This is a genomic window from Clostridium sp. BIOML-A1 (assembly GCF_009874105.1).
In the GTDB taxonomy this organism is placed as follows: domain Bacteria; phylum Bacillota; class Clostridia; order Lachnospirales; family Lachnospiraceae; genus Coprococcus.
Map to the genome: position 1 here is coordinate 105472 of NZ_WWTL01000001.1, position 26802 is coordinate 132273.

Here is a 26802-nt window from a genome sequence, read left to right on the forward strand (position 1 = left end):
GATGAAAAAAGACAGAAATGATGATTTGAAAAAGACAAATATCATGATACATGGAAAACAGCATATTCGTCTTCAGACAGTGCTCTTTCTGATTATTGTTCTATTGGTGTTCCTTGTCGCGATAGGTATGCGAACTGTTTTTTTCAATTTGCTTGTAAAAAATGAATATCGTGATGTTGAAAAGCTTCTGAGAAATAATTCAAAAAATCTGGAATATCTGGTCAATGATATTAATTCAGAAGCCGAGGGCACAAGTCAGACTTATCAGGGAGTAGATACACTTGCGTACAGTATGTCGGCCAGGATCATTATCGTTAATACAGATTATAATGTGATCTATGATAGTTTTCGTTTAATGAGGGATACTTATATCATGGATAATGATATTCACAGAATCATGAGCGGTGATGAGGCGGAAAAGATGGTGGCAGATGCTGCTTCGATCGAGTACATGTTTCCTGTGGTAAATCGGGAAGGCTATACCGATGATGTAGCAGTAGTGGCAGTCAGTCTTAAGGATTTCAATGATAATAAGATATATCTGGAGTATCGTGCGAATATTTTGATTTGTATATTTTTGGTACTTGGAGTGATTGCTGCTGTAGTGATTTCTTATACAGCGATCCGTGACACCAGAGAGATACGCAGACAGCTTTTGAACATGAAGGATGGATTCCTTGGGCAGCTTCAAAAGGCAGGTTTATGGAAAGAAACCGGTATGGTCGTGGATAATATGAATGGGATATTTGCAAAAGCTCAGCTTCTGGAGGAATCACGACAGGAATTCGTATCAAATGTATCCCATGAATTGAAGACGCCAATCACATCTATGAAGGTTTTATCCGAGTCCATATTGATGCAGGAGAATGTTCCTGTTGAGACATATCGGGAATTTATGAATGATATTGTGCTTGAGATCGATCGCGAAGCCCAGATCATCAGTGATCTTCTGACTCTTGTAAAAACAGATAAGGGATCAGACAGTCTGAATATTGAACGCGTAGATATTAATGAGTTGATGGAGGTTATTCTGAAAAGATTGACTCCGTTGGCAGAAAAAAGAAATATTGAGATTACCTTTGAGAGTTTCCGTGAAGTATCAGCGGATATAGATAAAGTGAAATTCACACTTGCAATATCAAATCTCATCGAGAATGGGATAAAGTATAATGTGGATGGTGGTTGGATCAGGGTATCGTTGAATGCAGATCATAAAAATCTGTATATAAAAGTCGCTGATTCAGGTGTTGGTATACCGGAAGATTGTGTAGAGCATATCTTTGAACGTTTTTACAGAGTAGACAAAGCACGAAGCCGAGATACCGGAGGAACAGGATTGGGTCTGGCGATATCCAAGAATATTATCGTTATGCATAAGGGAATTATCAATGTATATAGTGAACCGGGTAAGGGAACTACATTTACGGTTCGTGTTCCGATGAATTATGTCAACTAGACGGAAGGATGAAGGAGTAAGATATGAAGACTAGAATCTTCGGTTATCGAATCGTTATTCGTATGGTCATGGTTTTTGCTTTATTATTTACACTGACAGGGTGTGGAGATAATAAAGTTAAGGATACGACGGGTTCGGGTCTGGATGCCAGTGAAGGCATGGATATATATACTATTTATTATATGAATGGTGACTGGACTGATTTTGTTGTTAAGCGTACGAATATTGATCAGCTTGAAGCAACAGAGAATACGATAGATAAATTAATGAATCTGTTGATAACATCAACAGATGACAAGAATTGTCAGATACCGGTACCAATGGGCATGACTTATCAGCGCTACGCATATGATGGACAGGGTGTTGTGACGATTATGTTTAATCTGGATTATGAAACTGCCGAGAATTATCAGATCTTGCTGTGCAAGATGGCATTTACAAATACTCTTTGTCAGGTTGAGGGTGTTGATAAAGTGTCCTTTGAGTTGTCTGATCTGATCGGAGAGAGGGAACTTGATACGAGTGTCTATTCAGAACAGTCTTTTTCAACCATAGACGGTAATTTTTTGAAGTCTGATTATTCGGTTGATATCTATGTGCCTGATACAACCGGAAAACGATTGGATAAGAAAACAATTGTGATCGATGCAATGTCCTACAAGACATCGGAAGAGCAGGTGATGGAAAATCTGCGAAACTCAAAGGAGTGGAAAAGTCCGTTAGGAGATGATATAGATATTTTGGACATTTATGTTCAGGATCGTGTCTGCTATGTGAATTACAGCAGTTCTTTTCTGACAAATGTGGAGCAATATGACGACAGGGTGCTTTTGTATTCTGTTGTGAACTCATTGGTTCAGCTCTCAGATGTAGACAGGGTTGTATTCAAGATAGATGGCAAACAGGATTTGACCTATGGTGAAAATCTGGATTTCACAAGAGCATATACAGCAGATTATTCAATTTGTAATTGAGAATAAAGGATAAAGGTATAAAACGCAAATGCAGGAGTACAGGCATTTGGAAGTTTAATAGCGGTAAGTCAGGAGGAAAATAAAATAAAAAGACCACTGTTTTGGGTAGCGTGTGCCTTTCTGTTTGGAGAGACGGGGGCAATAGCTGGCAGCAGATGGTATATTTGGGCTGCAATCATATTTGCAGCTCTTTTTGTTATGCGCAGATATGAGATGACAGTACATACGAATGATCGTGTACATAAGTGGCGTAATGCAGTGTTTGTATGGCTGATCTTTGTTTTTGTGGGAATTGCAGGGTACTGCAATATGTCTTCGCTCCAGACACAGGAGAATTTTGCAAAGTGCGTAGCGGGGGCTTCCTGTAAAGTGAGTGGAATTATATATGACAGACAGGAGACGACTTCCGGCTGGGTGATACAGATTCGTGCAAAGAAAGTGTTTGTTAAAGGAGTTGAAGAGACAGAAGAAGGAGCCGAAAAGACAAAAGAAATTGAAAAAGTAGGGAACAAGCTTGCTTATTCGGGACAGATGAAGATAGTTGCATATATGTCAACATCGGAAAAACCGATACTTGGACAAGATGTAGTGCTGTCCGGTATTGCAGCTTTACCGGAGCATGCGACGAATCCGGGTGGATTTGATGCAGCGGACTACTATAAGGCAAAGAAGATATTTATGTTCTTAAAAGATGCTTCTTATGTGGAAACAGGAGTGAAAAAATCTGAACTGTTGAATACCCTGCATGGGATAAAGGAACGGGTTACTTCCGTATATGATCAGACATTTGAGCCGAAGGCTGCTTCGGTTCTTTCTGCAATGGTACTAGGTGATAAGCGGGGGCTGGACAGGGATACAAGAAATATGTATCAGCTAAATGGAATCGCACATATTCTTGCGATATCGGGGCTTCATATAGCGATACTTGGTATGACACTTTTTGAATGGCTTCGTAAAAGAACAGGATCTTATCGTATTTCCGGATGTGTGGCGATGATCGTGGTTGTATTTTATGGAATCATGACAGGACTGTCCGGATCTACCAGTCGGGCGGTGATTATGATGGGACTTGTAATGATCGGAAAAGCAAAAGGACGATCTGCGGATCTTCTGACATCGGCGGGAATTGCAAGTATATGCATGGCTGTATGGAATCCGTATGTAATCCGGGATGCGGGTTTTCAATTATCCTTTGCTGCTGTTGCAGGATTAGCGGTGATTCATCCGGTATATGTTCAGACATTCGGGAAAAAGGGGAGACTGAGGCAGGCATTTGGGGTCAGTCTGTCGTCTTCTCTGGCTACCCTTCCAATCTGTGTATTCTATTATTATCAGTTTCCGTTATATGGAATACTTTTAAATCTTCTGGTTGTGCCGTTAGTTTCCTGCTTGTTGATGTCGGCACTTGTAACAGCAGGATGTGGCATTATTTCTATAAAGGCGGCAGAGCTTGCCGGGATACCGGCACATTTTATTCTGATATTGTATGAAAGACTGTGCGGTCTGTCCGAGAAGATTCCATTTAGCAGTATAAATGTAGGGCATATCACTGTTCGAATGGTTCTCGTTTATTATTTGGGACTTGGAGTGGTTCTTTTTATCTTGAGGTGTTATGCGGGAGAGAAGAATTCCTCTCAGAGTATGGATGAGAACAATTCGGCGGGCGAAGAAGTTAATAAGTCGATAAGAAATAATTTGGCAGGCAGAAAGTTGGAAAAGCCAATGACAAACAATCTGTCAGACAAGGACTTAGTAAGACCGTTCAGAAACAAACCATTAGGTGGAGACTTGGCTAAGCCGGTGAGGAAAAAGTCAGGCAGATGTGGCAGATATTTATATGGAATTATACTTGTTATACTGCTGACGGCGTTATATGAATACGCCAATTTTGATCGTTCATTTGTCACTGTATTTCTGGATGTTGGGCAGGGCGATGGAATTCTGATACGGACGGAGCAGGGAACTTCGATATTGATTGATGGAGGATCTACCAGCAACCAGAGAGTTGGGGAATATGTTCTGCTTCCGGCAATCAGGTATTATGGGATGTCGGAGCTTGATTATGTATTTGTGACGCATGGGGATGCCGATCATATATCAGGCATAGAGTATCTGCTGAATGCCGAACATATCGGTGTACGGATACGGAATCTGGTTCTCGCAAAGTATGGAGATAGACAGGGACTTGCAAATATAGAGACATTGGCAAAAGAGAAGAACATCAATGTTATATATATGGAAGCAGGGGATAAGATTCGGGAAAAGCTGAATTCGGATATGGCAGGTTTGACTTTGGAATGTCTTTATCCATCCGAGAGAACTTTGGAAGCTAAACAGGTGGTTAAGCGAGAATCTGATAGTATAGCGGAAGCCAAACAGGTGGCTGAACGAGAAGCTTCTGGTATAACGGATGATAAGAAGATAGCAATTGGGTTGGGTAATGAAATTACAGAAAATGTTCCGGGAGATGAGGTTACAGGATCCGGTCCGGATGCGAATGATCTGTCTATAGTTCTTCTTGCGAAATATGATGGCAGAAAAATCTTGTTTACAGGAGATGCCGGAAGTATGGTAGAGAAAAGATTGATTTTAGAAAAAAATCTCCTGTTGTCAGAGACAGATGTCTTAAAGGTGGGGCATCACGGCTCGCGTTCCGCATCGTCCGAAGTTTTCCTTCAGACGATAAAACCGCAATATGCCATTATCAGCTGTGGCAAAAAGAACCATTACGGACATCCACATGAAGAAACTCTGATGCAGCTTCAGACTATTGGCGCAAGGGTTTACCGCACCGATCAATGCGGTGCAATAATTTTACACATACAATCAGGAAAAATTATGCTTCATGGGTATGGATAAAGAAAATTAGACAATATACCCCAAACAGGATGAGCAGAAGGGTATAAAAAGTGGGAAAATAGCCTGATACCATGGGAGAAGTGCTCTCAAGGGGTATTAACAAATAAAAATGGAAATTATACCAATAAAAATTTGCAGAAAAAGAACATAAAAGAAACGAGGAGAATGCGTATGATCAAAGATATGATAATAAAAAGAATTGCTAAATTGAAAAATGAAATACATGAGATTGAGATGTTAGAGAAAACACTTCCGAAAGAAGAATTAATATGTGCCAAAAACGGAAAAGGATATAAGTGGTATTTGAAGAATGCAGGAAAATAAAAACATATTGTAATAATGGAATAATACCATCTATTAATTTAATTATGACATATGAAACCAGTGCTTGTCCTATCGGAATGGAAAGAATAGAGCAAGTGGCAGAATATTATTTCGGATAAATGACACATTTGATATAATGAACGCAAAATTATTTGCTCGCAAGGATGCTGATTTTGCGGAATGCATAGAATGTGCGAAGCACATGATATAATTAGCGTAAAGGGGCAGCAAATCATACTCTACAGTGCGTAGAATCCGCAGAAATTCACCATTTTCTACGCTTTATGGGTATGATGCCGGATGCAGGTATGTAATAATCTGGTCAGAAAGGAGGAAAATATGGATCAGGTCAATATAGGAAGGTTTATTGCAGCGGAAAGAAAAAGAAAAGGTTGTACACAGAAGCAGCTTGCAGAAAAACTGAATATCAGTGATAAAACCATTTCCAAATGGGAATGTGGAAAGGGATTCCCGGAAGTGTCTCTATTATTACCTTTATGTAAGGAACTGGACATTACGGTAAATGAACTGTTGTCTGGTGCAAGAGTGTCTGAGGAAGAATATCAAAAGAAAGCGGAGGAAAATATGGTGAATATGATTAAAGAAAGAGAAGAAAACAAGAAGAAATTAATTCCTACAGTTATAACGGGGATAATTGCAACGATATCATTTATTACATTGATCATGGTTGTTGCAGTGTATACAGAGGTGATCGCAGTACCGGTTAAGATATTACTGATAGTGATCGCATGTGTTATATTTGGTTGTGGACTTATGGTTGCGATGGAAGGTGAGCGCACCATCGGTTATTACAAATGCCGTCATTGCAATGAGCTGTTTGTTCCGACCTTTGGTGCATATACAATGGGATTGCATATGATTTCAACCAGATATTTGAAATGCCCAAAATGCGGAACAAAAACCTGGTGTAAAAAAGTTCTGGCAAAAGAAAATAGAAACATAATGTAAAAAAGTTCTGGCAAAAGAAAATAGAAACATGATGTAAAAAAGTTCCGGTAAAAGATAAGTAATTTCTGTTATAGAAAACAACCTGTCTTTTGCCGGAACGATGAAGATTCAAAACCTAAATATGAAAAATATTAATTAAAAATACCATTGCCAGTCCATAGTAGGTGATCACGGCCACCAGATCATTGACTGTAGTAATGAGTGGACCGGAAGCAACCGCAGGATCAATATGGATCTTGTGGAAGAACATAGGAATAATGGTTCCGACAAAGCTTGAGATTACCATTGCAACGATCAGCGAGATGCCGACACAGCCAGAGATCAGGAATGCGGATACCCACACATATTTCTTGAAATAATGGATATAAATTCCTAAAAACAGGAGTGCCATGATTCCAAGGCTTGCACCATTTAAGAAGCCGATCTTCATTTCTTTAATAAGAAGGGAAAGCTTCTTTTTTGTACTCAAATCTTCGTCCATAAGCACACGGATCGTAACGGCGAGGGACTGTGTGCCAACATTTCCGGCCATATCAAGGACAAGGGACTGGAAGCAGATCACGATCGGAAGCACTGCAACAACAGATTCAAACATTCCTACCACAGAGGATACAGCCATACCAAGAAACAGAAGGATGATGAGCCATGGCAGACGTTTTTTCATGCTGGTAAAGGTTGGCTCATTCAGATCTTCTTCGGATGTAAGACCGGCGAGCTTGGCATAGTCATCACTCATGGCATTATCAACCAGCTCTACAATGTCGTTTGCAGTCAGGATGCCGGCGAGGGTTCCGTTTTCAGATAAAACAGGGATGGAGTCTTCTTCATAATCGGTAAGGTCATCGATACAGTCTGCAATCTTCATATGTTCATAGACAGACGGATAGGAGCGGCTGATGATATTTGACAAAGACTCATTTTCCCGTGCGATGATCAGATCCTTCAGATCGATAGCACCGGAAAACTGGCCATTTGTATCAGTGGTATAGATCGTCGAGATATTGTCGTGTTCTCCTGCCTGCCGAACCAGTGCACTCATAGCTTCACGGATGGACAGTGTGTCCGGAATACAGATATAATTGTTCGTCATGCAGCTTCCGATTTCATCATCCTCATAAGAAAGCAGCTTCTTTACATCTCTCCGGGAATCATCATCCAACCGGGCAACCATTTCCTGCTGTTGCTCATCGGAAAATTCATCCAGAATATCCAGAGCATCATCTGCATCCATATCGGATATGACTCTTGCGGCTTTATCAAGTGACAGTTCATCCAGATATGGCTTGGCATCATCCAGATAGGAGAAAATCTCTGCAAGCCGTGGGATATCGATCATAGTGTACAGGCGCATTCGTTCTGTTTCACTCAGTTTTGTGATTGCTTCGGCGATATCCTTGTCATGATAGTTAGACAAATGCCTTTGCAGCGTCTGTGCATTCTTTGCATTACGAATGATCTTTACAAGTTCTGTTACATAATCTCTTTTAAATACTGTGATTTTTTTCATTGTGACCTCCTTCTTGCCCGTTTTAGGCATAAAAATACATCGTCTCAGTGTGAAGACCGGATGGTCAGGATCGTCTGATGCGATGTATGAAAAGGCACACAACAATATAAGATGAGGTTATTGGATCTTCATAGACAGCCACATCCATTGATGCTTTGTTATCACAGCACCGCATATTTTACTTCGTCCAATACGATCGCAACTATCCATGAAAATTCACCTCCATTTGAAAATAGAATTTGGGAATTTGATATTTATCAAAACCTTTGAAACTATAACAGAATAAACTCGGATTGGCAACCCATAAAAACATATATGGGAAAATTTTAATAATTGTGTTATATTTTTTAGGAAAATATAAAATACAGGAGGAAATCGGAAATGCAGATAGAACATGTTGCTATGTATGTAGAAGATCTGGAAAAGACAAAAGATTTTTTTATAAAGTATTTCGATGCAAAAGCCGGTGAGCGTTATTATAATCCACAAACAGAGTTTCAGTCTTATTTTTTAAGCTTTGATGATGGAGCAAGACTTGAGATCATGCAAAAGCCAAGGGTGTCAAATCTGAGAAAGGAACTGGCAAGGATCGGTCTTATTCATGTGGCTTTTTCGGTTGGAAGCAGAGAGAAAGTCGATGAACTTACCAGGAGACTTCAGGAGGACGGATATAAAGTCATCAGTGGACCGCGGGTGACGGGAGACGGATATTATGAGAGCTGCATTTTTGATGTAGAGGATAACCAGATCGAGATTACGGTTTAAGGGAAAAAAGACCGGTAACAAAGGCATTTGGAATATGGCGCGATCATCTGTATTACGGAAGAATATCATAGACAGGTGTTGAAAATAAAAATGGTATTTGGCATAATGTACTGGAGCAGGAAGGAAAGGAGACATAGCTATGGCAGCAGGAAAAAAGCAGAGCGATAAGGATGCAATGGCGGTTATAAATGAGCATATAAAAAACGAAAGCTATGCTCCGCTATATCTGTTATATGGGGACGAAACATATCTCGTGAACCAGTACAGAGATAAATTGCTTTCGGCGGTAACAGACCGTGACGATAATATGAACTTTGCAAAGTTTGCAGGCGAGAAGACAGATCCGATGGAGATCATAGGCTTCTGTGAAACAATGCCGTTCTTCGCTGACCGGCGGGTGGTGCTGGCAGAAGGGACCGGATTGTTTAAAAAGAGCTGTGAGGAATTTGCCGAGCGGATCAAAGAACTGCCGGACACCTCGTTGATTCTGTTTGTTGAGTCAGAAGTTGATAAGAGAAATAAATTATATAAAACCGTTGATAAGATGGGAGAAGCCTTGTGCTTTGAAACTCCAAACGAGAAGACTCTGGCTGTATGGGTTAAAGGAATGTTCAAAGGCGAAGGAAAACAGATAACTGATGATGCGATCCGTTCGCTGATCGAGCATACCGGATCGAATATGAATTCGATTAAGAATGAGATTGATAAACTGATAAGCTATATAGCGGACAGGGAGACTGTAACAGCATCCGATGTTGAGAATCTCTGCGTGGGGAATTCGGAAGGACATATCTTTGAGATGATTGATGCAATCTCCACAAAACAGCAGGATCGAGCGATCCATCTGTACCATGAGCTGCTTGAGAACCGGGAACCGGCGATGCGGATCCTGTTTTTGATAGCGAGACAGTATGATCTGTTGTTAAAGACTAAGATGTGTCTTGCGGAGAATAAGAATTATGCAGATACGGCATCTGTACTTGGGGTTCCGTCCTGGTCGGTGAAGAAATATGCGGAACAGTGCCGGAATTATTCGGAACAGGAATTAAAGAAGATCATGGAAGCCTGCCAGGATACAGACTACAAATTAAAGACCAGCCAGGCATCAGATGTGGTGGCGGTGGAAGTGTTGTTGATATCATTGAGCCGGTAGCCGGAGCTACACGAACATCGTTATATCATTGTATACCACAGGTATTATTATAGTCTGGAGACTGGATTATTACAAAAAAACAGAACCTCAAGGGTTCTGTTTTTTTTGACGGTTTTGATTATATATGTGCAGCCTTACATATGTAATCAATTATAAAAATATATATGAGTCAGATTAAGCCATCTTGTTGACAGCAGCTGTAAGACGTGATACTTTACGAGAAGCATTGTTCTTGTGGTAAACGCCCTTTGAAGCAGCCTTGTCGATCTCTGAGATAGCAACCAGAAGATTTGCCTGAGCAGCTTCTTTGTCACCGGCAGCGATAGCAGCTTCTACCTTTTTGATAACTGTCTTAACCTTAGACTTGATCATCTTGTTTCTTAAAGTCTTCTTGTCAATTACTTCAATTCTTTTCTTTGCAGATTTGATGTTAGCCAAAATTCTCTACCTCCATTTAAAATATAGATTATAATAAGGTTTTTACATTAAAACCGGACACGGACAATTCAATGTAAACATACTCATCAATATTAGTATAGAGAGATTTATTTGTCAAGGGGCGAAGTGAAAATATTTCCATTTCTGAAAAATAAGATCGGATCTTATTCGGATCAATTTAGTTCCTATACTTATTTCTATATTATTTCGTCCTATTTCTGGTACTTGTTGGCTTGTATGGAAAGGGAGGACATGGTATACTGTCTCTATTAATGCGTTATATATTATTACATACCAGGAGGTAAGAAAATGTTTGGATTTGATGAAATTACAAAAGTGGATCCGGAAGTTGCGGCAGCAATGACGGATGAACTGAACAGACAGAATAACAATCTGGAGCTGATCGCATCAGAGAATATCGTATCAAAGGCAGTTATGGCAGCTATGGGAAGCCATCTGACAAACAAATATGCGGAAGGTTATCCCGGAAAAAGATATTATGGTGGATGCCAGTATGTAGACGTAGTGGAAGATCTTGCCAGAGAGCGTGCAAAAGAATTATTTGGATGTGAATATGTAAATGTTCAGCCACATTCCGGAGCACAGGCCAATATGGCAGTATTTTTCGCTATTTTAAATCCCGGCGATACGTTTATGGGAATGAATCTGGATCACGGCGGACATTTGACACATGGTTCACCTGTAAATATGTCCGGTAAATATTTCCACTGTGTACCTTATGGTGTAAATGATGATGGATTTATAGATTATGACAAGGTTCTTGAGATTGCAAAGGAATGCAAGCCAAAGCTGATCGTAGCGGGTGCATCTGCATATGCAAGAGCAATCGATTTCAAGAGATTCCGTGAGATCGCAGATGAGGTTGGAGCATATCTGATGGTAGATATGGCACACATCGCAGGTCTTGTAGCAGCAGGACTTCATATGAGCCCGATTCCATATGCACATGTTACAACAACTACTACACATAAGACACTTCGCGGACCTAGAGGTGGTATGATCATGTGCAGCAACGAGATCAATGAGAAATTCAACTTCAATAAGGCAGTATTCCCTGGTATCCAGGGCGGACCTCTGATGCATGTCATCGCAGGTAAGGCAGTATGTTTAAAGGAAGCATTACAGCCGGAATATAAGGAATATCAGGCACAGGTTGTAAAGAATGCAGCAGCACTTGCATCCGCATTAATGGCAAGAGGCTTCAATATCGTATCCGGTGGAACAGATAACCACCTTATGCTGGTAGATCTTCAGAATCTGGACCGTACCGGTAAAGAAGTAGAGAAGCTTTTGGATGAGGTTCATATCACTGTAAATAAGAACACAGTACCAAATGATCCAAAATCTCCGTTTGTAACAAGCGGTATCCGTATCGGAACACCTGCAGTTACAACCAGAGGGGCAAATGAAGCCGATATGGAGACAATTGCTGAGGCGATCAAGGCAGCAGTGATTGATGATGATAAGGCAAGAGCAGAAGCCCTTGTTAAGAGTATTGTAGAGAAATATCCACTGTATGCATAAGGTTGTTATATGGAAGATTTATTTGACGAGAAGCTGTTAGAAGCGATCCGGCTTGCAGAAGCATTGCAGGATGGACAGTCAGAAGAAAAAGAGTCAGAAGGAAAAAAGACAGAAGTAAAACAGGAAACCGAAAGCAGCCGTCCGGTCAGCCGGCAGGAAGAGCAGGCGGCTGCCCCGGCTCCTCAGACGGGTGAAGAAGCTGTTGATCTGTTGATCAAAGAGATCGTACAGGAAGCGCAGGATGAGATTGCAGCGGAAGGAATCCGAACCGAGGATATAAAAAAGAATTTTTTTCAAAAGAAAGCGGAAAATCAGAACGAAACTTCGGTCAGAGAAAAAACTCAGAATCAAAAAAGAGATATTGAGAAAAGTACAGATGAGGATCTGTATGTACGTGCGCGGGAACATAAGCGAATGGGACCGAAAAAGCTGCGTGATCCGTGGAGTCTGAAGAAGAAAATAATTGTTGGCACATTTGTGGCGATCCTTGTTCTGGTCGGAATACCGACAGCCATTCTGGCTTGGATGATAAATCAGGGAAAGAAACAGCTGACAGCAAATGCAGCATCGGAGATCATCAGTTTTCATGAGGATGGTTCGCATTCTACTGCGGTAACCTATAATGGAAAAAATTATGTATATAATAAAGACATTATATCGATCCTTGTATTTGGCGTAGATAACAGTGAGTATCAGGCACCAAAAGAGGATTCTTCCGGTGACTTGAATCTGTATGGGGAAGAGACAACGGAAGAAACCGATACCAGAGACAGGGATGATGAATTGACATATTCCGATGCAAATGGATCGGAATATGTACGATATGGTGGAAGGGTTGATATGTGTTTCCTGTTTGTATTTAATAAAAAGACAGGAAAACTGGATGTGATCGATATTAACCGGGACAGCATGACTGATGTCGATATCTGTACAACGAAGGGCGAGGTCGCGCTGACTGATACGATGCAGGTGGGGCTTGCCTATGGATATGCAGATGGCGGGACGATAAGCTGTCAGAATTTCACAAAGACGATTTCAGAGATGCTCTACGATCTTCCGATCCATGGTTATATCGCACTTGATATGGAAGGGATTGCGGATATCAATGACGCGGTAAAAGGTGTTACCTTATATGCCAAAGATACGGTGAGTGAAAATGTATTTGCCAAGGATACAGTGACGCTTGAAGATGAGGATGCATATAAGTATGTAGAGAAGATGGCGACCAGAGTGGAGACTCTTGGGAAACATGCAAACCGGATGGCAAGACAGGAACAGTATCTTACTTTATGGCTTGAGCGTTTCCTGCAGCTTTATGGAGATAGCAGGAAAGAAGCAAAGCTTGTATATGAAGCGGCAAAACCATATATGCAGACAAATCTGGATCGGAATGATATCCTGTATTTATATTACCGGATGCATGGTATCGATCTGAATGTGGCGGAGTCGGATGTGATAGATCTTCCGGGTAGATACGAGAGAAATACATATTTTGATGAATACAAACTGGATCAGGAAGCGTTGGTTGATTTATTGATCCGGGTATTTTATACAGAAAAAGAATAATTTGTAAAAATGTTCCAAATGCGGATTGAAGCAAGATCAGAAAAATGGTAAAATTGACCTAGATTTTGCGGGCTTTCCGTATTTGGAATTTTTATTTTACAGGGCGGTCTGCTCCGCAGACAAACGAAGACATGGAGGGTTGCATAATATGAAAAAATGTGTAAGATTCGTAACGGCGTGGCTGCTAACCATTGTAATGGTAGCAGTGACAGTATTCCAGTGGGGAGGGCTGGCGGCAGGTGCCGGAGGAACCGTACAGGCGGCAGACCTGATCGATCTGAGTGATGAAGACACGAATAACGTAAAAATTAATCTGACAAATAGCACAGGGAACTTCCGGTATACAGGTTCTCCGATTGAACCGGAAATTTCTGTTACCGTGAATGGACAGACGATCAGCCCGAATTGTTATACGGTTGAATATAAGGATAATGTAGAGCTTCGAAAGGGAACAGAATCAGCTGAGATCTGGATCTATGGTATTGAGAGTCGGGGATATACAGGTTCTCAGTATGCATATTTTCATATTATAGAGGGCAATATTTCAAAAGCTGACGTTGCTTTTAAAGGTGATGCATATTATAACAGTACAGGATCGATCCTGTATGTGCCATATGTAAAACCGGGAGTAATGAATCCACTTATTGATAAAGTATCCTATGGAGGAAAAAAGTTAACTGAAAATAAGGATTATACATTGACAAAGGGAAACGCATTAAAAGGAGTTGGAGGAAGTGGCAATCTTGTTATTACAGGAAAATCAGGCTCTAACTGGTCATCGGCTTCTTCTTACAGTAAGAAAATACCTTGGCAGGTAGTAAAGGCAGATATTGCGTCCGAGAATATCACCATGGAATATACAAATTGTACCTATGATGGAACAGCAAAGGCACCAAAGATTACAATAGAGGATTCCAGATTCAGAACATATTATCCAACAGCAACAGTTGATGGAACATTGGAAGAGGGTACAGATTATACAGTTACATATGGCGATGCAGCTCATGATAATATACAGCCGGGAACCGTGAAAGTAGTGATCACAGGAAAAGGTAATTATTCTGGTTCGGTTGAGAAAGAATTTACGATCAGTGATGCCGGAAAGAATCAGGATATTTCCCAGGCGGATATCAAAGTATCGGATGCAACTTATACCGGTGCAGCGGTGACTCCGGATGTAAAAGTTGTCTATGCCGGTACGACATTGAAAAAGGATAAGGATTATACGGTTCAATATCGAAATAACATAAATGTTGGTACAATGACTGCAACTGCAGTTATCAGTGGAATGGGTGATTATACAGGCTCGGTAGAAAAGAACTTTACGATCAATAAAAAGGATTTGAGTGATCCGACCATTAAGGTTACAGCAAGTGATGTGACATATGCATATGGTTCTAATGTTTCATCACCTGTAATTACTGTTACAGATACAGCATCGGGAAAAGAATTAACTGGTGGAACATATGGTACAGATTATACGATCAGTTATCCTACACGTCCTACAGAAGTTGGAGACAATTATTCATTTACGATCACAGCAAAGGCAGCTTCTAATTATACAGGAACTGCAACAGGTACATATCGGGTGCTGCCACTTGATGTGTCACAGTCCGCACAGGTGACATTGGCACAAACGGAATATGAGTATAATGGTGAGGCGTTTAAGCCTGCTGTAACAGCTGTAGTTGTAAATGGAATAACCTTGGAAACCAGAAAAGATTATGCAGTAGATTATAAGGATAATATAGATGCTGGTGATAAGGCTAAAGTTATTGTTACATTTAAAGGAAATTATACAGGAAGTGTGACATCATACTTTACGATCACATCACCACTTCCAAATGTTAAAGATGCGTCTCTTACAATAGCGGATCAGACATATACAGGAAAACAGATCACTCCGGATGTAAGTACGATAACGATAGCAGGTCAGACCTTTACAAAGGGTAAGGATTATACCGTTACTTACGGGGAGAACAAGAATGTTGGTTATGGTCAGATCACATTGACAGGAAATAAACAGACCTGTGCAGGAACCCGTTTGATTGAGTTCAAGATCAATGCAGCGAATATTAATCGGGTTTGTACCGTGAAAGGTCTGGTATCCGGTCAGAAATTCGCATATACCGGTTCGGCGATCATACCAAAGATATCTGTAATTTACGGAAACATTACTCTGGTTGAGAATGAAGATTATACGATCCAGTATAGTTCATCGAATCCGGTAAAAGCGGGATCGTACGTTGTGGTGATCACTGGTAAAGGTAATTATACAGATCATATAGACCTGTTGTATATGATCACTTCCGTTTCTATTGATAGTGCAACCGTTAAATATGCAGAATATGATAATATCTATAATGGATCTGCAAAAAAGCCTAAGGTTACAAGCATTGTAACGGAAGATGGAACAACAATAACTGATCTGAATGCTTTTGATGTTACATATACAAATAATGTAGATGCAGGAACAGCTACGATTACAGTAAAACCAAAGAGTACAAATAGTAATTATACAGGAACTGCAAGTACAACCTTTACGATCAAGAAAGCAACCCTTTCAAATGACACCTGTACGATCAGTACTGTTTCGAATCAGACATTTACCGAAAACGAGATCAAGCCGGAACCGACACTGACAATTGCCGGAAGAACACTTGTAAAAGGAACTGACTATACGGCAGATTATACAGATAACATAAATGTCGGAACAGCGACGATCCGGTTTACAGGAACAGGCAACTATACAGGTAATGCAGTAAAGACATTTAATATCGTAAGTAAGAGTATTGCAGGAGCCAAGGTAACAGTTCCGTCACAGACATATACCGGTTCAGCACTTGCACCGTCAGCTGATCAGGTAACTGTTGTATTAGATGGCAAGACACTGGATTCAAAGTATTATACAGTTAAGTATACAAATAATACGAAGGCGGGAACAGCTACAGCAACGGTAACAGGTAAAAACGGATATAGTGATTTGGCATCAGGAGATTTCACGATCGAGAAAGCAACGATTGATAGTTGTACCGCCGAATATTCCGGAAAAATGATGTGGAATAACGGACAGGCAATTTCGCCGGAGATCACTTTGAAACTCGGCAATTACACCCTTGTAAAAGGAACCGATTACACAGTTACTTATAATAACAATCAGAATGAAACCACAAAAGCGGAGATTAATGTAACAGGTACAGGCAATTTCACAGGAACTAAGACCTATTACTTTGAGATCACAAGGAACAGAACAGATATTAATGACAGTTCCATTAAGGTTAATGCATCAGATCTGGAATATGATGGTGGAAAGGAAGTAACACCGGTCATAACAGTGACACAGAACGGAAAGCTTCTGGCAGAAGGAGAATCTTATGATGTAACTGTGACAAATAAGACCAATGGCTATGAAGTCGGTTCAGTAATTACTGTGAAGCTCACAGGTAAAGATGCATTTGCAGGAACAAGAGAAGCGACATTCAAGATCACGGCAGTTGACCTTACAGGAGCAGCAGTAGAACTGGAGAATGAGACATTTGAGTATACAGGAGATGTGGTCGTTCCTGTTGTGAAGATGATCACGACAAAGTCAGGAAAGAAGATCACAGATCTGTCTGAACTGAAGGTACAGCCTTCTTATAACACAAATGCAGGTACAGCAACGGTAACGATCACAGGCAAAACAAATAATTATACAGGAAGTACAACAAAGACATTTGAGATTCAGAAGAAGTCAATTGCGGCAGCAGATATTATCTGCGAAGTGAAAGATGCAACCTATAAAGAATCTCAGATACAGCCGAAGACATCAGATGAAATTAAGGTAACCAGAAATGGTAAGAAACTTAGTTTATGGACTGATTATAAGATTGTGTCCTATGGAGAGAATATCAATGCCGGCAAGGATGCCGGATCAATAGTCATCGAAGGTGTGAATAATTATACCGGCCAGAAGACAGTATACTTTACGATCAACCCGCAGAGTATAGCCGGAGCAACAGTAAATGTTAATCGTTCTTATACCTATAATGGAAAGGCATGGGAGCCGCAGGCATCTGATCTTACAGTCAGCGTAAATGGCAGACAGTTAGGTTCAGGCGATTACACGATCACAGGCTATGATAAGAACACAGATGCAGGTACAGCCACAGTTACAGTTGCAGGTGTTGATAACTACACCGGAACAATGACAGGCAATTTCACGATTGCGGCTAAGAACTTACAGGATAGCAGCATTGATGTGAGATGTGCCTCAAAGGTATCCTATGAGGATGGTAAGGCGTGTACACCTACAGTCAGAATTAAAGACGGAGATAAAGACCTGACTGAAAATGTAGATTATACTGTTACATACGAGAATAATACAGCTGTAACAACGGAATATTCAAAGGCAAAAGCTATTGCCAAAGGTATGGGTAACTATACAGGTCAGGTTACCAAAGAGTTTGAGATCAGTAAGGACATTATTAATATTACCGGTGCCACAGTAACGGTAAATAAGACATTTGTATATAACGGAAATGCACAGACACCGGAAAAGACGGATATCACTGTAAAATTAGCAGATGGAACGGTACTTGATAATACGTCATATACAATTGTAGCAGTAAAGGATAATGTAGGTGCGGGTACGGCTACGATAACCGTAGAAGGCTGTGGAGATTACTCAGGTACGGCATCAGGAACCTACATGATCTCACCAAAGAATATCACAGAATGTCAGGTACATTATTCTTCAAGTGTTGATTACACCAGTGCAGAATGTAAACCGGGAGTAACTGTAATGGATGGAGAAGCTGTAGAACTTACAAAGGATAAGGACTATACAGTTTCTTACAGCAATAATACAAATCCTGGAACAGCTACGATCACGATAAAAGGTCAGGGCAATTATACCGGAACCTACACCGGAAGCTTTACGATTGTAAAGAATAATGATCCAACACCGGAGAAGATCAATCTGTCATCCGCTGTGATAACAGTTGCAGATCAGACCTATACCGGACAGGCATTGATACCAAGTATAACAGTAGTGTTAAACGGAGCGGTTCTTCCGGCATCAGCTTATACCGTAGCATATGTCAATAATGTAAATGTTGGAACGGCAACTGTTACGGTTACAGGTCAGGGTAATTATGTTGGAAGCGCTTCGGCGACATTTACGATCAAGGCAGCAGCAAAGCCTGTTGCACCTACTGTAACAAAGCCGGGTAAGGTAAAGGGAATCAGTGTAAAGAGTGTAAAGACAACATCTGCAACCCTGAAATGGAAGAAGGTATCAGGCGCATCCGGTTATATGATTTACAGGAAGAATTCATCAACCGGAAAGTCGAAGCTTGTGAAGACTGTAAGTTCAAAAACAGTTTCTTATAAAGCAACAAAGCTGAAATCAGCAACCAAGTATACATACACGATCTATGCTTACAAATTGTCAGGCAAGACCAAGATCAAAGGCTCCGGCACAGCATACACATTTGTTACAAAACCGGGTGCTGTTAAGAAGACAAAGGCAGTATCCAAGAAATCAAAGACATGCGTAGTAAGCTGGAAGAAGACAAAGGGAGCCGATGGTTATGAAGTCTATATGGCTACATCCAAGAAAGGCAAATATAAGAAGATCGGTCAGACCAAGAAAGTAACACTTACCAAAAAGAAATTAAAGAAGGGTAAGACCTGTTATTTCAAAGTCAGAGCGTATAAGACATATAAGGGTAAGAAAACGTATGGTGCTTATACAAAGGTTATAAAAGCAAAGATTAAATAGATGAAAGCATTATAAAAACTCCATCTACAGCGGATCATATTCAGAGAGAATAAGGGCTGCTGTGGATGGAGTTTTATTTATGATTATTTGATAAGTCGTATCGCTTATCGTTATGACTACAGATATTGGTTGTGTAAGATGTTTTTTATATAGGGCATTGCCGGATAACTGTCCGCCTGTTCCCGCAAAAAGGAAATGATATCCTTATAAGGAAAGATTTTTGTCATGCAAGTATCATCAGGTGAGATCCTTGTATCAGAGCCGGTGACTTGATCTCCGGAACTGGCAGCCTGATCTTCAGACACGATTGCCTCCGCGGTTCCGACATATGCCGATAAACTTGTTTTTATCATTCCGGCATCTTCGGGTATACATTCTTTGATATGTATATCTTCCGCCCGGTATGATACATGATCTGGGACAAATGGATGAAACTGTCTGTTCAGAACAGGATTGATCCGGTCATACTCGCCATAGAACCATTTGTCAGAGAAGAAGTCCGCAAGCGGGATTCGTGCCTCCTGCCCTTTGAGAAGCCTTACAAATAAGGGATGCCTGGTATCGACAGAGGGAGCACCGGATTCATCTTCAAAGACAAAAAAATGCTGCCAGAAATCCGTCACATAACTGGCATCCAGTTGTAAATGAGCAAGAATCCCCAGATCGATAGGAGAAAGCTCCTGATTCCCATACAGAGCATAAACCGCTGTCATGTCCGGATATTTCGTGATATGATATTTCTGGTATAATGGACGAAAATGCGTTCGCTCTTTATCCGATGTGACATCGGGAAGGATGCATCCAAGCATGAATTCTTCTGTAAATGTCTTAGATATATTTATTTGTTTTTTTAAATTATTTAAAATCATTTCGCCTTCTACGAGGTGCATCAAAAATCCTGGCATTGTCTTGACCTTCTTTCTCAGATAATAATAGATAGTTTATAGTAGAGTGTCAAGCACGGAGAAATAAGCTGCACCATTCATTTCCGGTGTTGACGAAATATGGAAAAGGCTTTAAAGTAAACGACAGAAGTACATTTGTTTGAAAAGAGGTGCGGTATATGGGTACAAAGCTTTGCCCAATTTGTGACAGTTCGGTAAATAGTATTAATTTTTGCAAGACATGTAAGCGGTTTGTTACTCCAATCGAGAATAATCATACATTTTATCTGAATGAAAGACGAAGTGATGTAGATTATCAGCGAGATTATAATTTTGACGGAGATGTCTATGATTATAGTGCGGATAAGATGGAGGTAGAAGATACTGTATCTGATTGCCATGATGAATTTGAATTCGACAGGGATGAGCAAAAGGATTTTCATGATGGATTCGGATCTGATCATAATGAAGATTACAACCGGAAGGAGAAACAGAAAGCATATTCTGACATACAGAACGGACAGGCAAAGTCGACAGAGGGAGAATGGAAATCCTGGCAGAATCGTGCACCGGGAACTTCATATAATACAGGAAATAAGAAAAAGAAAGCATCTGCGCTTGCTATTATCGGTGTCATTATTGGTTTATGCTGCGAATTTTTACCGGTCATATTTGATCATATAAAGGATGATTCGTATGAGGCAGATACAGAAGAAGAGTATATAGAAGATGATACTTATATGGATCAGGATACGGAATGGGACAACGAAGACATAGATGATGCTTCACTTGTTGCTCCGGACGGCTATATGTATTATACTTCTCCCGGAGAAAAACAGGGAACAGAAGGTAATTATTACACGGCACTTTCAGCAGAAGAAGTGTCAGAGGATGGCGGGGAATGTACTCTGGTTGGTCATTATGATGGCACAGCCATGGCGGATTTTGAATCTGATATGCTTGCAGGCGCGCAGAATATGGGAATCGATCTGCAGGCGGATGAGTATGGCAGATATCTTGGACTCTATAAGTATGACGATGGAAATACCTGCTATGAGAAAAAAGATTCATTTTATGCAGATATGGGATTCCTTCGTGTTGCGGTCTATGGAGATTATAACTCTGACAGAATTCATTCATTGATGATCGCACAGAAGATTCAGGATGACAATGATTATTACCGTATGGATGATATATATACGATAATTGCAAATGCTCTTGATGAACCGGATCTGGAATCCGGAAGTGGTTACGATTCTATTATAGCAGGGCTCCATACTTTGCGTGATGCGACGGATACATCAGATGAAACGGGAAATAATTATACAGAAGTACATATTGGAGAATGGGAGATATCGGTTTCACGTCTGGGAGGCTATCTGTACGTTGATATGTATGTAGAGCAATAAAAAGGTTAAATCTTCATGAACAAAAATGCTATTATATTGCAAGCAAAAAAGAATATGTCTATAATGAATGCGAAATTATCAGAAATACATACAAAAGAAAGATACAGTATAAGAACTGTATAAAAGGAGGTTCCGATTGGACAATAATTTACCGGAAAACAGTAACAATAATAACAACAGCAATAATAACAATAATAATGGAAATAAAGGGAAAAACAACCGCTCGATCATTGTGATCCTGGTTATTTCCATTTTACTGACATTTTTATTCTGGCGCGTATTTGACCGGGTGTCATCCGGCAGAGAAGAGGAAGTCACATATGGTCAGTTTATCGAGATGTTGGATAAGGGCGGGGTTGGTTCTGTAAAGATCTACGGAAGCAAGATCGTATTTGAAAATAATGCTGATGATAAGCTGATCAGTAAGACCAAATATACAGCAACCAGAATATCGGATGACAGTCTGGCAGAGAAGCTTCGTCAGGCAAAGACCAAATATGGAACAGAATATGAAGGTGTAGATGAGAGTGGAAGTGCTATGGTCGGTACGATCATTTCTTATATCGTGATGATCGTTGCATTCTATCTGCTGTTGTCGATGATCATGAAACGAAGCGGCGGCGTAGGCAGAGCCAATGCGAAGATCTACGTTGAGAAGAAGACGGGCGTTACCTTTGCGGATGTAGCCGGTGAGGAAGAAGCAAAAGAGTCTCTGACAGAGATGGTTGATTTCCTTCACAATCCAAAGAAATATCTGGATATCGGTGCGAAGCTGCCGAAGGGTGCGCTGCTTGTCGGCCCTCCGGGAACCGGTAAGACCCTGCTTGCAAAAGCTGTGGCAGGTGAAGCAAATGTACCATTCTTCTCTATGTCCGGTTCCAGCTTTGTAGAGATGTATGTCGGTGTGGGTGCTTCCCGTGTCAGAGATCTGTTCAAACAGGCGACACAGATGGCACCATGTATTATATTTATCGATGAGATCGATGCGATCGGAAGAAGCAGAGATTCCAGACATGGCGGAGATTCCGAACGGGAGCAGACCTTGAATCAGCTTCTTGCGGAGATGGATGGCTTTGATACATCAAAGGGTATTGTAATCCTTGCAGCAACGAATCGCCCGGAGGTACTTGATAAGGCACTTCTTCGTCCGGGCCGATTTGACCGCAGAGTTATCGTAGAGAAGCCGGATCTGAAGGGAAGAATCGATACACTGAAGGTTCATTCCAAGAATGTCAAGATGGATGAAACTGTTGATCTTCATGAACTGGCACTTGCAACTTCAGGTGCAGTTGGTGCGGATCTTGCAAATATCATAAACGAGGGAGCACTGGCAGCCGTTCGTGATGGCAGAAGCCTGGTTTCTCAACAGGATCTGATCGGCGCGGTAGAGGTTGTATTTGCCGGCAAAGAGAAAAAGGATCGTCTGCTCAGTAAAGAAGAAAAACAGATCGTTGCTTATCATGAAGTCGGACATGCATTACTTGCTGCAATTCAGAAACACACTGAGCCAATCCAGAGGATTACAATCGTTCCAAGAACAATGGGATCTCTGGGTTATGTATGGCAGGTTCCGGAAGAAGAAAAATATCTGGAATCCAAGAAAGAGCTGGAAGCAGAGCTTATAACCCTGCTTGGCGGACGTGCAGCGGAAGAATTGAAATTCGACTTGGTGACAACAGGAGCATCAAATGATATCGAGAAGGCGACCAAGACAGCCAGAGCCATGATAACCATGTATGGTATGTCAGACAAATTCGGTATGGTGCAGCTTGAATCGGTAGAAGGGCAGTATCTGGACAGAAATCTTGCCCTTCAGTGTTCGGATGAGACCGCTACCAAGATCGATAAAGAGATCCGTGATATGCTGCGAGATTCCTATAATAAAGCAAAAAGACTTTTGTCTGCTCATATGGCAGCCCTGGATTCCATCGCCAGCTTCCTTATAGAACATGAAACGATCACCGGCAAAGAATTCATGTCGATTCTTGCTCAGGTGGAACCACAGAGATAGGTGCAATACCGCACATGGACGGTTATATCACACAACTATTATTCCGCAAGACGCTTGCGCTCTATTTCCACGTAGCGGTGCTAAGTTCTCCGCCTGTGGCGGTTCACTAAGAACCGGCGTGGAAAAAGGCTTGCTACATAACAGTGTGTAATATAACCATCCATGTGCGGTATTTTTGATATTCCCTAAAAACATATACCACCGCATAGTTGCAATATGTTGTGGTAGTTTTAAAAATGCCGTTTTTGGTGTGGCATGTAATACAACTATTATTCCGCAAGACGCTTGCGCTCTATTCCTCGACGTAACGGTACATAAAGTTGCAAAATACGCAACTTAAGTACCGACGCTCGGAAAGGCTTGCTTCATAACAGTGTATTACATGCCACGCCAAAAACGGCATTACTAAAATTAAAATTGAAGTTGGTCGAGGTTTTTGCCGTAGGCAGGGAGGAAGTCGGACAGGAAATGGGTAACTTCCGGAAGGTCGGCAGCAAGCTTGTCGACAGCAGCCTTTGTGGATTCATAGGCACTGGAAAATTCCGGATTGCCGACAGAAGTTTCTTCCATACATTTGATAAGAGCGGACAGCTTATCCGCGGCCTTTACAAGCTTCCAGATATATTCATCCCCGGACTGACGAAAGAAGAGCGGTTCATACTGTGGTTTCATCTCATCCGGCAGTTTGTTTAACAGCTTATAGCAGGCTGTTTTCTCGATCATTTTAAATGATTCCTTGATGTCATCATTATAATACTTGACTGGAGTCGGCATATCACCGGTTATGATCTCTGAAGCGTCATGGTATAGCCCGATCAGAGCAGCCCGTTCCGCATTCAGATCCTTTTCGTAGTAAGTATTGCCGATCACGGCAAGGGCATGAGCGATAATACTGACTTCCAGACTGTGTTCACACAGATTTTCTTCCCTTGTATTCCGCATCAACGCCCAGCGGTCAATGTATTTCATTCTCGAAATCATAGCAAAAAAATTATATTCCATCTTTCAATCTCCTTGTTGTATGTATGCAGATATTTGCAAAGATATATACCCGCTACACCTTGTTTGAACTAAAAACCGCCCACAGTCTGGAATATTGCATACTGTTATGCAGCAAGCCTTTCCGAGCGTCGGTACTTAAGCTGCGTCTTTTGCAGCTTTATGTACCGCTACGTTGAGGAACAGAGCGAAAGCGTCTTGCGGAATAATAGCTATGCAATATGACAGACCTAGACCTCTGGTGGCTTTTTCGTTCTAATACAACTGGGTAAATATCTGCATACAGATTATCTTATTCCTTGTGGAAAAATTCGTACACCATTTCGGCGGCATTCCGGTTCATGGATGGCACCTGCATCAGTTCATCGACGGATGCCTCCCGGATCTTTGCGATATCCTTGAAATAGCCCATCAGATCCTTTCGTCTGGCAGGGCCGATGCCCGGTATATCCTCAAGGATCGAATGTACCTGAGATTTGCTTCTGAGGCTTCTGTGATATTCGATGGCAAAACGGTGGGCTTCATCCTGCAAACGGGTGACCATGTCAAATGCCTGAGTATTTTTCGGAAATTCCACTTCTTTATTGTTAAAATACAGACCTCTGGTTCTGTGGTAGTCATCCTTTACCATGCCGCAGACCGGAATGTTCAGATGCAGCTCGTTAAGAACCTCCAGAGCAATGTTGACCTGTCCCTTACCACCATCCATCATAAGGATGTCAGGATAGACCTTAAAACGTTCATCGGTAAATCGTCTTGTCAGAACTTCACGCATACTGGCGTAGTCATCCGGTCCGTCGATCGTTCTTAATTTGAATTTGCGGTATTCATTTGGCCTGGCTTTTCCATTTTCAAAGACCACCATTGAAGCAACCGAATGGTAGCCGCTGATGTGCGAGATATCGAAGGCTTCCAGCCGTTTGGCCGACGGAACTCCGATCAGCTCCGCCAGTTCCTTTGCTGCGCCTTCTGTTCGTGCCTGCTCCCGTTTCAGCTTTTCTGTATCCTGTGTCAGAACAAGAAAGGCATTGTCGCGCGCAAGCTTTAACAGCTTGGCTTTGTCACCTTTTTGAGGGGTGAGGATGTGCACAAGATTCCCCCGCCGCTCGCTTAAGTATTGTTCGATCAGCTCCTGCTCATTTACTTCATGCTCCAGAATGATCTCCTTAGGGAGAAATGGAGTAGAAGCGTAATACTGCTTTAAAAATGCAGCCATAATATCTCCATAAGATTCCGACTGCACACCGGTCATATGGAAATGCTCTCTGCCGATCATCTTGCCGTTACGGATGAAGAAGACAGAGATAACGCCCTCGTTCATGTTGTTGGCAGCCATTGCGATCACGTCACGGTCATCGGTTGTTGTGTTGTCAACACGCTGTTTTGATGCGATATGCTTAATGCTTTCGATCAGATCACGAACCTCTGCCGCCTGTTCAAATTCCATGTCGGCTGCAAGCTGTTTCATCTTTTCTTCCAGCTCCTTTACCGTCTGCCGGTGATGCCCGGTCAGAAAATGAATTGCCTGTTCCACCTGCCTGCCGTAGTCCTCTTTTGAGATGTAACCCTGACAGGGAGCCTTGCATTGCCCAATGTGGTAATACAGACATGGACGATCCAACCCTGTTTCCTGCGGTAGCTTTTTGTTGCAGCTACGCAGATGATACAGCTTCTTTAACAGATCAATGGTATCCTTGACGGCACCTGCATTAGTATAAGGACCAAAATATCTGGCATGATCCCGGTGCATCTGATGCGAGAACAGAATACGAGGAAAATCCTCGTTGACTGTGATCTTGATATATGGGTAGCTTTTGTCATCCGTAAGCATGGTATTATAGTGCGGATGGTGTTCCTTAATCAGGTTGCATTCCAGCACCAGCGCTTCAATTTCGGATTCGCAGATGATATATTCAAACCACGCGATGTGGCTGACCATTTTTTCAATTTTAGGTGAGCGTTTATATCCTGCCTGAAAATACTGGTGTACCCGGTTATACAGATCAATGGCTTTGCCGACATAGATGATTTCATCGGTCTTATTATGCATCAGATAGACACCCGGTGTATGAGGCAGTTTTTTTAATTCTTCTTCAAAATTAAACATACTTTGAATTAATTTCCTTTCCGCTGTTTATTCTAAAAACAACAGGTTCACACATAAAAATCAGTATAACAC

The 26802-nt window shown here is 41.4% G+C and carries 17 protein-coding genes; 12 read left to right on the forward strand and 5 right to left on the reverse strand.

Annotation, left to right across the window (positions count from 1 at the left end; translation table 11 throughout):
- Position 1 precedes the first annotated feature (1 nt).
- From GT641_RS00495 to GT641_RS00515, 5 genes are all read left to right on the forward strand, one after another.
- Positions 2-1456 carry an ATP-binding protein gene (locus GT641_RS00495; RefSeq protein ID WP_161116556.1) on the forward strand — a complete coding sequence of 485 codons (1455 nt, stop codon included), beginning with the start codon at positions 2-4 and terminating at the stop codon, positions 1454-1456.
- A gap of 23 nt (positions 1457-1479) precedes the next feature.
- Positions 1480-2430, forward strand: a complete 951-nt coding sequence (locus GT641_RS00500; RefSeq protein ID WP_161116557.1) for a GerMN domain-containing protein — start codon at positions 1480-1482, stop codon at positions 2428-2430.
- A gap of 162 nt (positions 2431-2592) precedes the next feature.
- A complete protein-coding gene (locus GT641_RS00505; protein ID WP_347562817.1) occupies positions 2593-5289 on the forward strand; it encodes a ComEC/Rec2 family competence protein in 2697 nt (898 codons plus the stop codon).
- 171 nt (positions 5290-5460) lie between these two features.
- A complete protein-coding gene (locus tag GT641_RS00510; RefSeq protein WP_161116559.1) occupies positions 5461-5613 on the forward strand; it encodes a hypothetical protein in 153 nt (50 codons plus the stop codon).
- Positions 5614-5952: 339 nt separating this feature from the next.
- A complete protein-coding gene (locus GT641_RS00515) occupies positions 5953-6582 on the forward strand; it encodes a helix-turn-helix transcriptional regulator (protein WP_243143653.1) in 630 nt (209 codons plus the stop codon).
- A 115-nt stretch (positions 6583-6697) separates the two neighbouring features.
- Here the strand turns inward: GT641_RS00515 and mgtE are convergent, their stop codons facing one another.
- Entirely contained in the window at positions 6698-8089 is a 1392-nt protein-coding gene (mgtE, locus tag GT641_RS00520) for a magnesium transporter (protein ID WP_347562811.1), read from the reverse strand.
- A gap of 381 nt (positions 8090-8470) precedes the next feature.
- Between mgtE and GT641_RS00525 the strand changes: the two genes are divergently transcribed.
- On the forward strand, positions 8471-8854 hold the full coding sequence (locus tag GT641_RS00525) for a VOC family protein (protein WP_161116562.1): 384 nt from the start codon (positions 8471-8473) through the stop codon (positions 8852-8854).
- 139 nt (positions 8855-8993) lie between these two features.
- Complete coding sequence (gene holA / locus GT641_RS00530; protein WP_161116563.1) at positions 8994-10007, forward strand: DNA polymerase III subunit delta; 1014 nt, start codon at positions 8994-8996, stop codon at positions 10005-10007.
- Between the two features lie 174 nt (positions 10008-10181).
- Here holA and rpsT read toward each other — a convergent pair whose 3' ends face one another.
- Entirely contained in the window at positions 10182-10445 is a 264-nt protein-coding gene (gene rpsT, locus GT641_RS00535; RefSeq protein WP_008401332.1) for a 30S ribosomal protein S20, read from the reverse strand.
- Positions 10446-10754: 309 nt separating this feature from the next.
- Here rpsT and glyA point away from each other — a divergent pair, with 309 nt between their 5' ends.
- The 3 genes from glyA to GT641_RS00550 all read left to right on the forward strand — a co-directional run bounded on the left by glyA (position 10755) and on the right by GT641_RS00550 (position 19320).
- Positions 10755-11990 carry a serine hydroxymethyltransferase gene (gene glyA / locus GT641_RS00540; protein WP_161116564.1) on the forward strand — a complete coding sequence of 412 codons (1236 nt, stop codon included), beginning with the start codon at positions 10755-10757 and terminating at the stop codon, positions 11988-11990.
- A 9-nt stretch (positions 11991-11999) separates the two neighbouring features.
- Entirely contained in the window at positions 12000-13556 is a 1557-nt protein-coding gene (locus tag GT641_RS00545; protein ID WP_161116565.1) for an LCP family protein, read from the forward strand.
- 148 nt (positions 13557-13704) lie between these two features.
- Positions 13705-19320 carry a fibronectin type III domain-containing protein gene (locus tag GT641_RS00550; RefSeq protein WP_161116566.1) on the forward strand — a complete coding sequence of 1872 codons (5616 nt, stop codon included), beginning with the start codon at positions 13705-13707 and terminating at the stop codon, positions 19318-19320.
- A 116-nt stretch (positions 19321-19436) separates the two neighbouring features.
- Here the strand turns inward: GT641_RS00550 and GT641_RS00555 are convergent, their stop codons facing one another.
- Positions 19437-20225: a hypothetical protein gene (locus tag GT641_RS00555; RefSeq protein WP_161116567.1), complete on the reverse strand. Its 789-nt coding sequence runs from the start codon at positions 20223-20225 to the stop codon at positions 19437-19439.
- Between the two features lie 158 nt (positions 20226-20383).
- Between GT641_RS00555 and GT641_RS00560 the strand changes: the two genes are divergently transcribed.
- Together GT641_RS00560 and ftsH are read left to right on the forward strand one after the other, a co-directional pair.
- On the forward strand, positions 20384-21613 hold the full coding sequence (locus GT641_RS00560) for a hypothetical protein (protein WP_161116568.1): 1230 nt from the start codon (positions 20384-20386) through the stop codon (positions 21611-21613).
- A 136-nt stretch (positions 21614-21749) separates the two neighbouring features.
- On the forward strand, positions 21750-23624 hold the full coding sequence (ftsH, locus tag GT641_RS00565; protein WP_161116569.1) for an ATP-dependent zinc metalloprotease FtsH: 1875 nt from the start codon (positions 21750-21752) through the stop codon (positions 23622-23624).
- Positions 23625-24035: 411 nt separating this feature from the next.
- Here the strand turns inward: ftsH and yfbR are convergent, their stop codons facing one another.
- On the reverse strand, positions 24036-24626 hold the full coding sequence (gene yfbR / locus GT641_RS00570) for a 5'-deoxynucleotidase (RefSeq protein ID WP_008401342.1): 591 nt from the start codon (positions 24624-24626) through the stop codon (positions 24036-24038).
- A gap of 289 nt (positions 24627-24915) precedes the next feature.
- Positions 24916-26730, reverse strand: coding sequence for an excinuclease ABC subunit UvrC (uvrC, locus tag GT641_RS00575; protein ID WP_192919774.1), 1815 nt, complete (start codon positions 26728-26730; stop codon positions 24916-24918).
- Positions 26731-26802: the final 72 nt, after the last annotated feature.

Bases quoted from the DNA above. Each gene is read 5' to 3' on its own strand.
- GT641_RS00550 (WP_161116566.1), top strand. From the start codon at position 13,705: ATGAAAAAATGTGTAAGATTCGTAACGGCGTGGCTGCTAACCATTGTA.
- GT641_RS00515 (WP_243143653.1), top strand. From the start codon at position 5,953: ATGGATCAGGTCAATATAGGAAGGTTTATTGCAGCGGAAAGAAAAAGA.
- GT641_RS00510 (WP_161116559.1), top strand. From the start codon at position 5,461: ATGATCAAAGATATGATAATAAAAAGAATTGCTAAATTGAAAAATGAA.
- holA (WP_161116563.1), top strand. From the start codon at position 8,994: ATGGCAGCAGGAAAAAAGCAGAGCGATAAGGATGCAATGGCGGTTATA.
- GT641_RS00560 (WP_161116568.1), top strand. From the start codon at position 20,384: ATGGGTACAAAGCTTTGCCCAATTTGTGACAGTTCGGTAAATAGTATT.
- GT641_RS00555 (WP_161116567.1), bottom strand. From the start codon at position 20,225: ATGCCAGGATTTTTGATGCACCTCGTAGAAGGCGAAATGATTTTAAAT.
- mgtE (WP_347562811.1), bottom strand. From the start codon at position 8,089: ATGAAAAAAATCACAGTATTTAAAAGAGATTATGTAACAGAACTTGTA.
- GT641_RS00500 (WP_161116557.1), top strand. From the start codon at position 1,480: ATGAAGACTAGAATCTTCGGTTATCGAATCGTTATTCGTATGGTCATG.
- GT641_RS00545 (WP_161116565.1), top strand. From the start codon at position 12,000: ATGGAAGATTTATTTGACGAGAAGCTGTTAGAAGCGATCCGGCTTGCA.
- yfbR (WP_008401342.1), bottom strand. From the start codon at position 24,626: ATGGAATATAATTTTTTTGCTATGATTTCGAGAATGAAATACATTGAC.
- uvrC (WP_192919774.1), bottom strand. From the start codon at position 26,730: ATGTTTAATTTTGAAGAAGAATTAAAAAAACTGCCTCATACACCGGGT.
- glyA (WP_161116564.1), top strand. From the start codon at position 10,755: ATGTTTGGATTTGATGAAATTACAAAAGTGGATCCGGAAGTTGCGGCA.
- GT641_RS00495 (WP_161116556.1), top strand. From the start codon at position 2: ATGAAAAAAGACAGAAATGATGATTTGAAAAAGACAAATATCATGATA.
- GT641_RS00525 (WP_161116562.1), top strand. From the start codon at position 8,471: ATGCAGATAGAACATGTTGCTATGTATGTAGAAGATCTGGAAAAGACA.